This is a genomic window from Vibrio sp. 99K-1 (assembly GCF_013114585.1).
Lineage (GTDB): Bacteria > Pseudomonadota > Gammaproteobacteria > Enterobacterales > Vibrionaceae > Vibrio > Vibrio chagasii_B.
Window position 1 is genome coordinate 125,181 of sequence record NZ_VTXF01000007.1, and the last position, 14,434, is coordinate 139,614.

Below are 14,434 nucleotides of genomic sequence, written 5' to 3' on the forward strand. Positions count from 1 at the left end.
AAAGGGTTAGCCATGGCTAACCCTTTTTTTATATTTCTAAGAAACGCGAGATTATGCAGCGATTTCTTGTGTTGCCATTTGAGGTGCTTTCTTCTCACCGATAGGCAGTACTGTGCGGCCGTATTCGTTGTTGATTACTTGTGCCATTGCGAAGTAGATAGCTGAAGCGCCACAGAAGATACCTTCGAAACCAGCGATAGTGCCGATCAGTTGGCTACCAGTGAAATCACGAGCTGCAAGTAGGAAGAACAAGATCGTTAGTGAACCGAATACTACTTGCTTCGCTACTGGGTAGCATAGAGAACCGATGAACATGAAGCCTGTGAAGATGCCCCATAGAAGTAGGTACCAACCCATGAATGCTGCTGGGCTTGCTGGTAGGCCCATGTAAGGCATTACGATTAGACCAACTAGAGACAACCAAAATAGGCCGTAAGAGGTAAATGCAGTTGTACCGAACGTGTCACCACGTTTGAAACACATTGTGCCAACGATAACTTGGCTTAAACCACCGTAAAAAATACCCATCGCAAGGATCATTGAATCTAGTGGAAAGAAACCTGCGTTGTGGATATTAAGAAGAATAGTGGTCATACCGAAACCCATTAAGCCTAACGGCGCTGGGTTAGCTAGTTTGGTCGACATTGCGAATTTACCTTTATCAAATAGGGGGTTAAAAAAAACCAATAAAAATTGTAAGAAAATTTTAATTGATAAATCGATTTTGGGATAATCCAGTTATCGAAAACTAAGGTTGTTGAAATGATCCTATTGGGGTTTTGATTTGGTTTCTGTAATTTGCATTCATGGAAGATATGCATTGCAAGTTCACTATTCCGCGATAAAAAAGATGCGAGTAACGGGATACGGGATGCGAAGAGCGTGTTTAGATTCGAGTAAACGGGATTCGAGATACGAAAAACAATAGAGAGTGCGCTCTTCGCCACTCGCTCACTCGTATCCCGTATCTTCTCCTTAAGTCGTCATTCCAGAATCGAGGGACGAGATGTCTGTAATTTCCTCTAGCTATCTGCACCAGCGATCAACACAAGAGATTCCCTACTACGCTCGTGCCTCGCTATAGGGAATGACGAGTGAAGTGTATATTGAGGTGGTTAGGAAGAAACGAGTGCAACTTAGATGCGGGTAACGAGATGCGGGATGAGAAAAGACTCTCCAGACTTGAGTAAGCGAGAATCCTTAGCATCAAACTTAGACAATAGAGAGCGAGCTCTTCGTTGCTCGATTACTCGCATCCCGTATCTATTCACTCAACCGTCATTCCTAAATCGAGGAACAAGATATACATATGAAAAAGATACGGGTAACGAGATGCGGGATGAGAAAAGAGTCTCCAAATTTGAGTAAGCGAGAATCCTTAGCATCAAACTTAGACAATAGAGAGCGAGCTCTTCGTTGCTCGTTTACTCGCATCCCGTATCTAACCTCTCATTCGTAATCTTAAATTACGCTTGTTGTGGTTTAGATTCAGATACTTGAGATTGAACTTCTGAAGAAGCGTTTTTACTCGCGTCGCGCTTGGCTAGCAGTGTCACCACAACCAATTGAGCGACAAGCGCACCTAACACAACCAACGAGCTACCAGTTAAGCCTGCGACAACAAAGCTCACTAAAGCAATACAACCGTTCATTAATGCGTAAGGTAACTGCGTCTTAAAGTGTTCAAACTGGTCACACCCAGCACCTGTTGAAGAGAGGATGGTGGTTTCAGAGATCGGTGAACAGTGATCACCAAACAAACCACCAGAAAGCACCGCACCAATCGCAACCAACAGTGGTGCATCAATGGCAATCGCGGTTGGGATAACCAACGGCATCATGATGGCAAAGGTTCCCCACGAAGAGCCCGTAGCGAATGAGATAATTGCCGACAGTAAGAAAGCAACAGCAGGCACTAACCAGTAAGGGAAACCGCTCTGTGCTTGTTCTGCAATATAAGCCGCCGCACCTAACTCTTTACCAATCGTGCTTAATGCCCACGCCAGTACCAAAATAATCGCAACAGGCATCATGTTACCCATGCCTTTTAGGTACACAGAAACGCCATCCGACAGCTTTCTCACGCCGTAGTAAGCCATTAGCGAGATCAAGGTAATCGCGGCAAAGAAATAAGCCGAAGACAGCGCAGCTCTGAATGAAGAGCCCGCGACCTTTTGAAATGGGAAGCCTTGTGGAACTAACATGGCACACAATACCACCAGCATCACTAATAATGGTGCCCAAACAAAAGATGCCTTTGCATTTTTATGCGAGAAAGGATTGAGTGATTCGCTGTTCACACCAGAGTTGATTCCCGCTTGGCAATCACGTTCCGCTTTTGCCATTGGTCCGAAATCTAAACCTTTAAAAGAAACCAAAGGAACAATGAAAATCGCTAAGAATGCGTAGAACTGGAAAGGAATCGCACCAATAAAGGCATCCCAGTCAGACATGTTGACATTCAAGGCGGTAAACTCTTTTTGAATCAGGCTCATGATGTAAACGCCCCACCCGATAAAAGGGATAAGGATCGCGACAGGTGATGATGTAGAGTCGATGATGAATGCTAGCTTCTGTCTAGAGAGTTTCAGTTTATCGAAAAGGGGACGAAAGACAGGGCCAACAATTAGTGGAGTACCTAAGTCAGAGAAAAATATCACAATTCCTCCAAACCACGCAGACAACTGAGCTTGGCACTTGTTGCTGACCCACTCAGTCACACGCTTAGCAAACGCAACACCACCACCCGACTTCTCCATCAAAGCAACAAAGCCACCGATGAATACCAACAGCATAATGACGCCAGCGTTGTAGCTATCAGTAAGCTGTGGCACTAAGTAGCCTTTGACCATGGTTCCAAAAGTATCAAGAGGGTTTAGTTCACTAAACATTCCGGTGAGCATAGCTACGCCACTGAGTACGCCAGCAAAAAGGCCAATCACTACATTCCTTGTCGCCAACGACAACACCAAAGTGATCACAATGGGGATGAGTGACGTGATATCTGTCTGTTCCATAGGTAAACCTTAACCCTAAAATAAAGAATAAATATAATTTAAAAGTGAATATAAATTCACAAAGGGCATTTGTACAGGACTTTATTCTCTAAATGGAAAATTAGCATTCAGCTAGGGAGTTTTGCGTTAGATGATCGAGGAGCGCAGAGCAGAAACGCAAAAGCCGAAAGCAATCACTTTCGGCTTTGATTAATCAGTTAAGGTACTCAATTGGCTGAACAATTAATTACAGCTGATTTCATCCCAGAACCAATTCGATTGAACTGGGCTTTCCCAGACGCCAGGGCCGTTTTTAGCCACGAAGCACTTACCGTTATGCGTCACTTTATCGCCATTACTCACTTGGCTAACACCGGCTTGCCACGTAATAAATTCAGATGGATCGACAACCACTGGTGGCTCTGTCACAGGCGGTTCAACGGGTGTTGGGTCTACTGGTTCTGGATCGACAGGAGCAGGATCAACAGGCGTTGGATCTGTCACAACTGGTGGTGTTGGCTCACCTGCTACTAGTTTCCAAGGGCCACCATTGGCAGGGTCATCCCCTTGTGTCCACCATTTCGCTTCATAAGTTGCGCCATTGTGAGTCACTTGGTCACCGGCGTTGTAAACCTTAGTCGCACTCCAGCCGTTACCACCAGGGTCGGTTCCTGGGTCTACCGGATCAAGCTTATCGACCACCTTCACTTCAGGCCAACTTGCATGAGATCCATAAAAGTTGGTTACACACTTCTCGTAATCGCCCGGTACTAATGCAGAGTAAGCGGTTTGGAAGCCGACTAACTCACACTCAAATGAGTAGCCTTCTGGGCGATCTGCGTAGTATTTCCAGTTGCCATCCCAGTTGGTGTATAGCACATCTGTTGCGCCATTAAGGTTCAAGCTTCCATATGGAGTTTGTTGCCAACAGGTATTGGCTTCATCTGCCTCTACAGGAATTTCATAGTGCGCCGCTAGCCCTTCCCAGTAACGAATACGGTTAACCGGTTGGCCTTTGTCTTTATTCTGCTCACCACACTCAATGCCACCGTTGATTACGTTAATGGTGGTACCAAAGCCATAACCAATGCCCGCATCCAGTTCACGTTGAGATGGCGTCCAAGTACGGTCAATAACGTGCAACATCGCTGGCTTCGGTGCTTGTGGCGTTAAGAAGAACCAAATAGCTGAAGCCAAGTTCAACCATGAATCAGCAACTAAACCCGGATTATTCAGCAGCACGGTTGCATCACCATCGAACATCACTTCAGAGAAAGCGCCGTAGTTAAAATGGTAAGAAAGCTGTTTAGCACCACGACCGAAGTAACCCTGCCCTGCCGCACATGGCCAGCGTGCATTTTGCCAATCATTCTGACCACAACCTGTGGTGTAACCTTCTTGCCCTTCAGACCAACCCATTTCACGAACATGGACTAACGCTTGCTGCCACTCTACTAAACCCAACGGGTTATCAGAAGTATTATCTATCGCGATGTGGCCGCCCGTCTCTTGAGAGAAATGAGCAAAGGCTGTGATGATGGATTTCTTACAGATGGCATCAGAGTCGCGGCCATCAGTGTACTCTCCACAGAACGCAGGGAATTTACCAATCGCACGTAGAAAGCGAGTGTAAGTGTATTCAGGGGCTGCCATCTGAGTAAGGAAGTCCCATTCAGATTGAGGGAATACGCGCTCTACTCGCTTTACGTTCTCAGGGTTGGAAGATAAACCGGGTTCAATCGCTTCAACGATGGTGTTCGAACGAGTTTGTAGAGCCTGTGACCAGATCGCATACATAGGGTCCGAGGTTTTTGCTTGTTCAGCAGCTTGTAATGCCGATTTTTCAACAAGGTAACCATTCGGGTTTTGCGGATCAGGTTGAATGTTCAAAGACGCATGACTTTGCGCTGCCAAGGTGCAGCCCAGTACTGTCGCCAAATATTTGATTTTTAACATGATGGATTCTCTTATCTGTCCTTAATAAGTCCATCAAAGAGTATGCTTCACACGTGAAATGGCCTAGCCGTTGCTGTATGAATTTATAAAAAGTGCGAGTGATATTTTTATGTATAGTTGAAGGTAACAACGCGTCTCATGGTTTCTTGAGCTGATATCTAGTTTCCAACTGATTTGGTTTCTTACACTCATTAAGCAACCCTCAAACCACGACCATTACCTACGGGTGTTAGAAATAAAAAAGCCCCGAACTGAGTTCGAGGCTTTTAAGATGTTAATCAACCTTGGTTAAATCTCTAAGAGATTATTCCCATTCGATAGTTGCTGGTGGCTTACCAGAAATATCGTAAACAACACGTGAAATGCCGTTAACTTCGTTGATAATACGGTTAGATACCTTACCTAGGAAGTCGTATGGTAGGTGTGCCCAGTGAGCAGTCATGAAGTCGATCGTTTCTACAGCACGTAGAGATACAACCCAATCGTACTTACGGCCATCGCCCATTACGCCAACTGAACGTACTGGTAGGAATACCGTGAATGCTTGAGATACTTTGTGGTAAAGGTCAGCAGCGTGAAGCTCTTCAATGAAGATAGCATCTGCGCGACGCAGTAGATCACAGTACTCTTTCTTGATTTCACCAAGAACGCGAACACCTAGACCTGGACCCGGGAATGGGTGGCGGTAAAGCATGTTGTATGGAAGACCAAGTTCTAGACCGATCTTACGTACTTCATCTTTAAACAGCTCACGTAGAGGCTCAACAAGACCCATTTCCATATCATCAGGAAGGCCACCAACGTTGTGGTGAGATTTGATTACGTGTGCTTTACCAGTCTTAGATGCAGCAGACTCGATTACGTCTGGGTAGATAGTACCTTGAGCAAGCCACTTAGCATTAGACAGTTTCTTAGACTCTTCATCGAAGATATCTACGAATACGTGACCGATGATCTTACGCTTAGCTTCTGGCTCAGCTTCACCTTCAAGTGCTTTAAGGAAACGATCTTCAGCATCAACCTTGATGATGTTTAGGCCAAACTTGTTGCCAAACATCTCCATAACTTGATCAGCTTCGTTCAGACGAAGAAGGCCGTTATCTACGAATACACACGTTAGTTTGTCACCGATAGCGCGGTGAGCAAGCATTGCAACTACTGATGAATCAACACCACCAGAAAGACCAAGGATAACTTCGTCGTCACCTACTTGCTCTTTAATACGTGCAACTGCATCTTCAATGATTGAAGCTGAAGTCCACAGACCTTCACAACCACAAACGTTAAGAACGAAGTTCTCAAGCATTTTCAGGCCGTTCTTAGTGTGTGTTACTTCTGGGTGGAATTGAACACCGAAGTATTTCTTCTCTTCGTTTGCCATTGCTGCGTATGGGCAAGTGTCTGTTTCAGCGATCTTTGTGAAATCAGCTGGGATCTCAACCACTTTGTCACCGTGGCTCATCCAAACATCTTGAGTAGACTCAAGGTCAGCGAAAAGTGCTGATTCGCCAGTTACTTGTACCGCTGCGTAGCCGAACTCACGCTCAGTAGACGTTGCTACTTTGCCGCCAAGTTGCTCAGCCATAGTTTGCATGCCGTAGCAGATACCAAATACAGGAACACCTGAATCAAACACGTACTGAGGTGCACGTGGAGAGTTCTCTTCCGTTACACTTTCAGGGCCACCAGATAGGATGATACCGTCTGGATTGAATTCACGAATATCCGCTTCGTCTACGTCCCAGCTCCAAAGTTCACAGTAAACACCGATCTCACGAATACGACGAGCAACTAGCTGTGTGTATTGAGAACCGAAGTCTAGAATTAGAATACGTTGGTCATGAATATTTTTAGTCATTTTAAGCAGTCTTATTGGCTATGTGATCAAACGGAGGCGAGTTTACTCACCTCTGATTAACTCTTCAAGAAATAAAGCAAACGTTTTCGTTGGATATCTTTAACCTCGTGTTTTAAGAAAATCAGGCTTTCAGCAAAACAGACGGTAGATAAAATAATGTGCCGACTTAATCAGCACATTATTCAAACGTTTGGACGTATTATTAACCTAAACGGTAGTTAGGTGCTTCTTTAGTGATTTGAACATCGTGTACGTGAGATTCTTTCATGCCCGCACCAGAGATACGAACAAACTCAGCTTTAGTACGCATGTCTTCAATCGTCGCAGAACCTGTTAGGCCCATGCTCGAGCGTAGACCACCCATTTGTTGGTGAACGATCTCTTTTAGACGACCTTTGTATGCGATACGACCTTCAATACCTTCTGGAACAAGCTTGTCTGCAGCGTTGTCAGATTGGAAGTAACGGTCAGAAGAACCTTGAGACATAGCGCCAAGAGAACCCATACCACGGTAAGACTTGTAAGAACGACCGTTGTAAAGGATAACCTCACCTGGTGCTTCTTCAGTACCCGCGAACATTGAACCAACCATCACACAAGATGCGCCAGCAACGATAGCTTTACAGATATCACCAGAGAAACGGATACCGCCATCTGCGATTACTGGAATACCGTATTCGTTTGCAACTTCCGCTGCGTCTGCGATTGCTGTTACTTGAGGAACACCAACACCAGTAACGATACGAGTTGTACAGATAGAACCAGGGCCGATACCAACTTTAACTGCACTTACACCCGCTTCGATAAGAGCACGAGCGCCAGCGCCAGTTGCTACGTTACCACCGATGATTTGTAGATCTGGGTATGCAGCGCGAGTTTCACGGATACGGTTAAGTACGCCTTCAGAGTGACCGTGTGAAGAGTCGATAAGTAGAACGTCTACGCCAGCTTCAACAAGAGCAGCAACACGCTCTTCATTACCAGCACCAGCACCAACAGCTGCACCTACACGTAGGCTGCCGCGCTCATCTTTACAAGCGTTTGGTTTACGTTCTGCTTTGTGGAAGTCTTTTGCAGTGATCATTCCTGTTAGTTGGAAGTCATCATTTACAACAAGTACTTTTTCAACACGTGCTTCGTGCATTTTCTCTTGAACTTCTTCGCGAGTTGCACCTTCTTTAACAGAAGCTAGACGCGATTTAGGCGTCATTACTACGTCAACTTTCTTAGAAAGGTCTGTTACAAAGCGAACGTCACGGCCAGTAATGATACCAACCAGTTCGTTTGTTTCAGTCACTACAGGGAAGCCAGCAAAACCGTGCTTCTCAGTCAGGGCAACAACGTCAGCAATCGTTGCGTCAGGGCTTACAGTTACAGGATGAGAAACCACACCTGCTTCGTAAATTTTAACCTGGCGAACCATTTCAGCTTGTTGCTCGATAGACATGTTCTTGTGGATAAAGCCAATGCCACCTTCTTGCGCGAGTGCGATAGCCAGACGAGCTTCCGTCACGGTATCCATCGACGCAGAAATCATAGGGATGTTCAGTGAAATGTTTTTGGTCAACTGAGTGCGAAGATCAGCTGTGTTTGGGAGAACAGTGGAGTGAGCTGGCACGAGTAGTACGTCATCGAATGTCAGCGCTTCTTTGGCAATTCTTAGCATTTGCAATATCTCACAATTGAGGAGTAGAAAGAAAAATCCGACTTCATCGTTTCGCATAATGAAGTGCTTTGGATTAGATATTGCGGAGGGATTATACGCACGGGGAAATCGCTTGGCTACACATTTTTGTATTTTTAATTTGCATTTACCCCCTTGATATGTATTATATTGCCGCTATCTTCCATACTCACGCCCTGTGAGATTACAAGAAAGACCTTCCTGCAAGGAAAGATAGTGCTTCTATGACTAATCCAAACATCTTTACTGTTTCTCGCCTCAACTCAGAGGTTCGTCTCCTATTAGAAAACGAAATGGGAATAGTGTGGCTCGTTGGTGAAATCTCAAACTTCTCTGCACCTGTCTCTGGTCACTGGTACCTCACCCTTAAAGATTCTCGCGCTCAAGTTAAGTGCGCCATGTTTCGTGGCAATAACCGCCGAGTCACCTTTAAGCCTCAGAACGGCAATCAAGTATTAGTCAAAGCTCGCCTGTCTCTCTATGAGCCACGCGGTGACTATCAACTTATCATCGAAAGTATGCAGCCAGAAGGTGACGGTAAACTTCAGCAAGAATTTGAAAAGCTGAAGATGAACCTTGCCGCTGAAGGGCTGTTCGCTCAATCGAGTAAGCAAGCTCTTCCTGAGCATCCAAAGCGCGTTGGTGTTGTCACCTCTAAAACCGGTGCCGCTCTCTACGATATCTTGGACGTACTTAAGCGCCGTGATCCTTCGTTACCTGTGGTGGTGTACCCAACCATGGTTCAAGGCGAAGAGGCGGCGATTCAGATTGCTCAGGCGATTGGACGTGCCAATGAGCGTAATGAGTGTGATGTGTTAATCGTCGGCCGTGGTGGCGGCTCACTGGAAGACCTATGGTGCTTCAACAACGAGATCGTTGCTCGCACTATTGCCGCTAGCCAAATCCCGATCATCAGCGCCGTTGGTCACGAAGTGGATGTTACTATTGCCGATTTCGTTGCCGATATGCGCGCCCCTACTCCATCAGCTGCTGCTGAATTGGTTAGCCGTGACAACAGTCATAAAGAACAAGCTTTTGCCTCTAAACGTGCTCGCTTAGTCAGTGCGATTCGCCACGTATTAATCAAGCAAGCGCAATCGACTCAAGCATTGAAACACCGCTTAGAAAGACAGCACCCAAGCTACCAACTGCAAAAGCAAAGCCAGCAACTTGATGATCTAGATATGCGTCTGCGTCGCGGTATGGCTCAATACCTAAAGCAGCATGCACAGCGTGTCGAACGTAAGCAACATCAGCTTCAATTGAATTCGCCAGTTAAGCGCTTGGGTGAACAAAAACTGCATCTGCAGCGTTCAGAGCAAAAGCTATTGGATGCGATGGATAAGACGCTGCTCACCACTCGCCACCAGCTCGCAATGGCCGCTGAGAAGTTAGAGACCGTTAGTCCACTGGCAACCCTAAAGCGTGGTTACAGCATTACTCATTCAGCTTCGAGCAAGACTGTGTCATCGATTAACGATGTCGAAGTCGGTGAAGTGATCACCACTCAGGTGGAAGATGGCGTGATTGAATCGCAAGTGACCCAGAAAACAGCAAAAGCGTAAGCAGCTAATCTGCACTCAATTAGAAAGCCCTATCAGATTTGATAGGGCTTTTGCTTATGGGGGGAATAATCAGGAGCTGCGAGTGACTAGCTTGTCTTCTCTGGCTCTTTCAGAGTTAACATACCTTCGGTCACGATAAAGTTGATGATGGTGTCTAAACCTTTGCTCTCTTTGAGGTTGGTAAACACAAACGGCTTGGTTGGACGCATACGTTGCGTGTCTTGCTCCATCACTTCTAGAGACGCACCAACATACGGCGCTAAATCAATCTTGTTAATCACCAACAGATCCGAGCGAGTAATACCCGGGCCGCCTTTACGTGGGATCTTCTCCCCTTCTGCAACGTCAATTACATAGATGGTCAGGTCAGCAAGCTCTGGGCTGAACGTCGCACTCAGGTTATCGCCGCCACTTTCTACGAATACCACATCAAGGTTCTTGTGTAGTTTTGCCAGCTCTTCAACTGCTGCAAGGTTCATCGACGCATCTTCACGAATCGCGGTGTGCGGGCAACCGCCCGTTTCCACACCGATAATACGGTCAGGCTCTAAAGCTTCTGCTCGAGTGAGGATCTTTGCATCTTCTTGGGTGTAGATGTCATTAGTCACGACCGCGATATTGAGCTTGTCGCGAATTGCTTTACACAGCACCTCAAGCAGCGCGGTTTTACCAGAGCCAACCGGGCCACCGATACCAATTCGAAGGGGTTGCTTATAACTTTCCATAGTCTTGTTCCTTATGTTCTTTCTACTATCTCGTTCGCACTCAGCACTAGGAACGAAATAGTCTTGTGTATTGTGTTTCATGCAACGAGCTCGCTAGTGCCATTGAGGGCGAGAAGCTGCCCACCATCCAATCTTCCATCGTGCGTGCTTTTTCAATCACTTCAGGAAAGGTGTTGGTGATATTAATCAGTGCTAACTGTCCATCTGTCTGCCCTAAAGGCACCAGCTTGACGCCTGCAGTAACGATATTTTCAAGCCAGCTCCATAGATAACCCTGCTTGAGGCTTTCCAAATCAATGTTCCAATGTTGAGCCGCGATACACATTCCTAATAGCTGGTTTGGGTGGCTATCAATCGACTCCACTTCCGAAATATCGATATCTAATCGCTTTAGCAAGGTGTTTAGCGCCAGCCCACGCTGCTTTTCTTCTGCTCGTAATTCACTGGTTTCACGGCTTGAGTACAAGTAATTGCACCAATGCTCAATCTCATCGAGTTCACCTTTTTCTAGAGCATGATAAAGGCGCTCTAAGATAGGCAGTTCCAAAGTCGCAACACTAGAGCTGACGATGGTATTTAGCCACTGCTCCATGCTGCTACGGTCGGTCACCCACCCAGTTTCGACCGCTAGTTCTAAACCTTGTGAGTAGGTGAAACCACCGATAGGCAGCGATGGACTTATCAATTGAAATAGGCGATAGCTCGCGACATTCGCTGTTGCTTGCATGCTTATCTCCTTTTGATCAATTTAAGCCGCCATCAAAAACAGCGCACTCAACGAAGCAACACCCACTGAAGCCCACTTGGAATACAATGCTTTACCCACGAAGTAGCCTGCGGCAATCAGACCAAATGCCGTGATACCCATACCCGCAGCGAACTGCGCGAGGCCAGATGCTGCTTCAACTCCGTGTGCGTAACCGTGGAAGAATAGGAAGCCGATTGAAACCGCTAGCACAGTATTGACCTTGGTGGTTGACGGAGAGAACACATGCCACAAGCACAAGCTTACTGCGAATAGAGAGGCGATGATTGCTGGCTCGACAACCACAGAGAAGCCCAACACTTTGCCCACTAATAGGCCCGCCATAAGAGAGACAAGACCACCACCGACTAAAGCGGATTTAACCTTGTTTGAATAAGAGAGCGCGCCAATCAACATACCAAATGCCACCAGCATAATAAGATGGTCAACGCCAGTTACTGGGTGTGTTAAGCCAGATAAAAATGAGTGAGAACCGTGATCATGCCCTGGGTGAGCGAAAGCCAACGTTGGTGTTGTTAGCGAAGCGATTGTTAATGTAGTTAAGCCTGTAGCGTATTTAAAGTTCATCGCGTAATCCTTGCGTTATTCTTATCGTTGTTGTGTTTATAAATTAATGTGTCTCAAATGACTCGATTAATGATGGTGGTGATGACCGCCAGAGCGACCACCATAAGCGCCACCTTCAGGTTCAAAGGGTTGCTTTTCAGTAGTCACTGTCGCGCCCAAACCTTCAACCATTTCGTCCAAAACATGGTCGTGTTGATAACGCACCCAGCCCGCCTCGACTTGCAGTGGCACATGTCGGTTGCCAAGGTGATAAGCAACACGAGTTAACAGATGCGAGTCTTCACAGTAAACGGTCGACACGGTTTCCGGCGCCGCTTTTACTTCAACAGTTAAGCCACACTCACTAGTTAATTGTTCTCCGCCACGCAAGATATGACCGCGTGGTAGAAACAACCCTGCATCACGGCCATCATCCAATGTCACCTTAAGGCGGCTTTTGATGCGGCTATCGATCGGTAGGCTTAAAAAGCCATCTGGAGCCGTGTTCAACTCCGCTTGAATTTGAGTAAGTTCAATCATGCTATTACCTCAATCTCCTTGTGAGATTTATAACGTTCAAAATAAGAGTCTTCAGCCAAGAGCTAAAATACGAGCTTCAGCCGAGCTATCAAAATAGAAAATATCGCTGTGCCATTGGCAGTTCTTCAGCCGGCTCACACGTCAGCAATTCACTGTCAGCACGTACTTGATACGTCTGAGAGTCGACTTCAATCTTTGGCATCCAATCGTTCAGCTTCATGTCAGCCTTACTGATGTTTCGGCAGTTGCTGACTACACCAATCAGGCTCTTTAGTCCCAACTGCTTATCGATGTTCTGTGCTTTGGCTTCTTTGGAAACAAATAGCATCGATGTGTTCTGACACGCCTTGCCATAGCTACCAAACATAGAGCGGTAGTGAACGGGCTGAGGTGTTGGAATAGAGGCATTAGGGTCGCCCATCGGTGCCATCGCGATCATGCCGCCTTTCAGAATCACACTTGGCTTTACACCAAAGAAAGCCGGTTTCCATAAAACAAGATCCGCCAGTTTGCCTTCTTCAATCGAACCGATTTCATGCGCCATACCGTGAGTGATGGCTGGGTTAATGGTGTACTTTGCAACGTAGCGACGAAGACGGAAGTTATCGCTGTAGTCGGAATCTTCTTTTAGGCTGCCACGCTGCACCTTCATCTTGTGTGCGGTTTGCCAAGTTCGAGTCACCACCTCGCCTACGCGCCCCATTGCTTGCGAGTCAGAGGCGATCATCGAAAAGGCACCTAAATCATGAAGAATGTCTTCTGCAGCAATGGTTTCACGGCGGATACGCGATTCAGCGAACGCAACGTCTTCAGCAATCGATGGAGAAAGGTGGTGACACACCATCAACATATCCAAGTGCTCATCAACTGTATTGACCGTGTAAGGTCGTGTTGGGTTGGTAGAAGAAGGCAGAACGTTGGGCTCGCCTGCAGCGCGGATAATATCGGGAGCATGGCCACCACCCGCGCCTTCGGTGTGGTAGGTGTGAATTACGCGATCACCGATCGCACCCAAAGTCGATTCAACAAAGCCTGACTCATTCAAGGTGTCTGTGTGAATCGCAACTTGTACGTCCATCTCGTCAGCAACACTCAAGCAAGTGTCAATTGATGCAGGTGTTGTTCCCCAGTCTTCATGTAACTTCAAGCCCACTGCGCCGGCTGCGACTTGTTCACGCAATGCTTCCGGTTGGCTAGCATTGCCTTTCCCGAGTAAACCAAAGTTCATTGGGAATTGGTCGAGCGACTCCAACATACGGTGCATGTTCCACGGACCAGGTGTACAGGTCGTCGCATTGGTGCCTGTGTTTGGCCCAGTACCACCACCTATCATGGTCGTCACACCCGACGCCAGCGCCTCTTCAATCTGTTGTGGGCAGATAAAGTGAATGTGTGAATCGATACCGCCAGCCGTCAGGATCGAACCTTCACCTGCCAAAATTTCCGTGCCCGGGCCAATGACTATATCGACGCCCGGCTGAACGTCTGGGTTACCCGCTTTACCCAACGCTTGAACTCGTCCATCTTTGATGGCGACATCGGCTTTTACTATGCCCCAATAGTCCAACACAATCGCGTTAGTGATCACCAAGTCAGGTGTTTCGGCACTTGGACGTTGGCTTTGCCCCTGTCCATCACGAATCACTTTACCGCCGCCAAACTTCACTTCATCACCATATACGGTGTAATCCTTTTCAACTTCTAGCCACAAATCGGTGTCAGCAAGACGCACTCGGTCACCGACTGTAGGCCCAAACATTTCGGCATAAGCCTGTTTGGATATCGTCGCCATGATCTA

Annotated in this window: 11 protein-coding genes; 1 reads left to right on the forward strand and 10 read right to left on the reverse strand. The window is 46.8% G+C overall.

What is annotated here, in order from left to right; translation table 11 throughout:
- Positions 1–51: 51 nt before the first annotated feature.
- The 5 genes from F0228_RS07625 to guaB all read right to left on the reverse strand — a co-directional run bounded on the left by F0228_RS07625 (position 52) and on the right by guaB (position 8,476).
- Complete coding sequence (locus F0228_RS07625) at positions 52–645, reverse strand: GPR1/FUN34/YaaH family transporter (protein ID WP_004737553.1); 594 nt, start codon at positions 643–645, stop codon at positions 52–54.
- A gap of 821 nt (positions 646–1,466) precedes the next feature.
- Entirely contained in the window at positions 1,467–3,017 is a 1,551-nt protein-coding gene (locus F0228_RS07630) for a Na+/H+ antiporter NhaC family protein (RefSeq protein WP_171762092.1), read from the reverse strand.
- 222 nt (positions 3,018–3,239) lie between these two features.
- On the reverse strand, positions 3,240–4,952 hold the full coding sequence (locus F0228_RS07635) for a chitinase (protein ID WP_171762093.1): 1,713 nt from the start codon (positions 4,950–4,952) through the stop codon (positions 3,240–3,242).
- A gap of 304 nt (positions 4,953–5,256) precedes the next feature.
- The gene (gene guaA, locus F0228_RS07640) at positions 5,257–6,810 is read right to left on the reverse strand and encodes a glutamine-hydrolyzing GMP synthase (protein ID WP_105059093.1); all 1,554 of its coding nucleotides are present in this window, start codon (positions 6,808–6,810) and stop codon (positions 5,257–5,259) included.
- A 202-nt stretch (positions 6,811–7,012) separates the two neighbouring features.
- Positions 7,013–8,476: an IMP dehydrogenase gene (gene guaB / locus F0228_RS07645; RefSeq protein ID WP_061033280.1), complete on the reverse strand. Its 1,464-nt coding sequence runs from the start codon at positions 8,474–8,476 to the stop codon at positions 7,013–7,015.
- A 242-nt stretch (positions 8,477–8,718) separates the two neighbouring features.
- Between guaB and xseA the strand changes: the two genes are divergently transcribed.
- Positions 8,719–10,059: an exodeoxyribonuclease VII large subunit gene (xseA, locus tag F0228_RS07650; protein ID WP_105059091.1), complete on the forward strand. Its 1,341-nt coding sequence runs from the start codon at positions 8,719–8,721 to the stop codon at positions 10,057–10,059.
- Between the two features lie 86 nt (positions 10,060–10,145).
- On the opposite strand, the gene ureG is transcribed toward xseA, so the two are convergent.
- The 5 genes from ureG to ureC form a co-directional block, all read right to left on the reverse strand.
- Positions 10,146–10,784, reverse strand: a complete 639-nt coding sequence (gene ureG, locus F0228_RS07655) for an urease accessory protein UreG (protein WP_152468218.1) — start codon at positions 10,782–10,784, stop codon at positions 10,146–10,148.
- 46 nt (positions 10,785–10,830) lie between these two features.
- Positions 10,831–11,511 (reverse strand): urease accessory UreF family protein, encoded by a 681-nt coding sequence (locus tag F0228_RS07660; RefSeq protein WP_171762094.1) that lies wholly within the window; start codon positions 11,509–11,511, stop codon positions 10,831–10,833.
- Positions 11,512–11,532: 21 nt separating this feature from the next.
- Complete coding sequence (locus F0228_RS07665) at positions 11,533–12,117, reverse strand: HupE/UreJ family protein (protein WP_171731837.1); 585 nt, start codon at positions 12,115–12,117, stop codon at positions 11,533–11,535.
- A gap of 66 nt (positions 12,118–12,183) precedes the next feature.
- Positions 12,184–12,636, reverse strand: a complete 453-nt coding sequence (ureE, locus tag F0228_RS07670) for an urease accessory protein UreE (protein ID WP_061033284.1) — start codon at positions 12,634–12,636, stop codon at positions 12,184–12,186.
- A gap of 88 nt (positions 12,637–12,724) precedes the next feature.
- The gene (ureC, locus tag F0228_RS07675) at positions 12,725–14,428 is read right to left on the reverse strand and encodes an urease subunit alpha (RefSeq protein WP_171731838.1); all 1,704 of its coding nucleotides are present in this window, start codon (positions 14,426–14,428) and stop codon (positions 12,725–12,727) included.
- Positions 14,429–14,434 lie beyond the last annotated feature (6 nt).

What these genes read in the sequence shown, in the direction of transcription:
- F0228_RS07625 (WP_004737553.1), bottom strand. Translation starts at nt 645, where the DNA reads ATGTCGACCAAACTAGCTAACCCAGCGCCGTTAGGCTTAATGGGTTTC.
- F0228_RS07630 (WP_171762092.1), bottom strand. Translation starts at nt 3,017, where the DNA reads ATGGAACAGACAGATATCACGTCACTCATCCCCATTGTGATCACTTTG.
- F0228_RS07635 (WP_171762093.1), bottom strand. Translation starts at nt 4,952, where the DNA reads ATGTTAAAAATCAAATATTTGGCGACAGTACTGGGCTGCACCTTGGCA.
- guaA (WP_105059093.1), bottom strand. Translation starts at nt 6,810, where the DNA reads ATGACTAAAAATATTCATGACCAACGTATTCTAATTCTAGACTTCGGT.
- guaB (WP_061033280.1), bottom strand. Translation starts at nt 8,476, where the DNA reads ATGCTAAGAATTGCCAAAGAAGCGCTGACATTCGATGACGTACTACTC.
- xseA (WP_105059091.1), top strand. Translation starts at nt 8,719, where the DNA reads ATGACTAATCCAAACATCTTTACTGTTTCTCGCCTCAACTCAGAGGTT.
- ureG (WP_152468218.1), bottom strand. Translation starts at nt 10,784, where the DNA reads ATGGAAAGTTATAAGCAACCCCTTCGAATTGGTATCGGTGGCCCGGTT.
- F0228_RS07660 (WP_171762094.1), bottom strand. Translation starts at nt 11,511, where the DNA reads ATGCAAGCAACAGCGAATGTCGCGAGCTATCGCCTATTTCAATTGATA.
- F0228_RS07665 (WP_171731837.1), bottom strand. Translation starts at nt 12,117, where the DNA reads ATGAACTTTAAATACGCTACAGGCTTAACTACATTAACAATCGCTTCG.
- ureE (WP_061033284.1), bottom strand. Translation starts at nt 12,636, where the DNA reads ATGATTGAACTTACTCAAATTCAAGCGGAGTTGAACACGGCTCCAGAT.
- ureC (WP_171731838.1), bottom strand. Translation starts at nt 14,428, where the DNA reads ATGGCGACGATATCCAAACAGGCTTATGCCGAAATGTTTGGGCCTACA.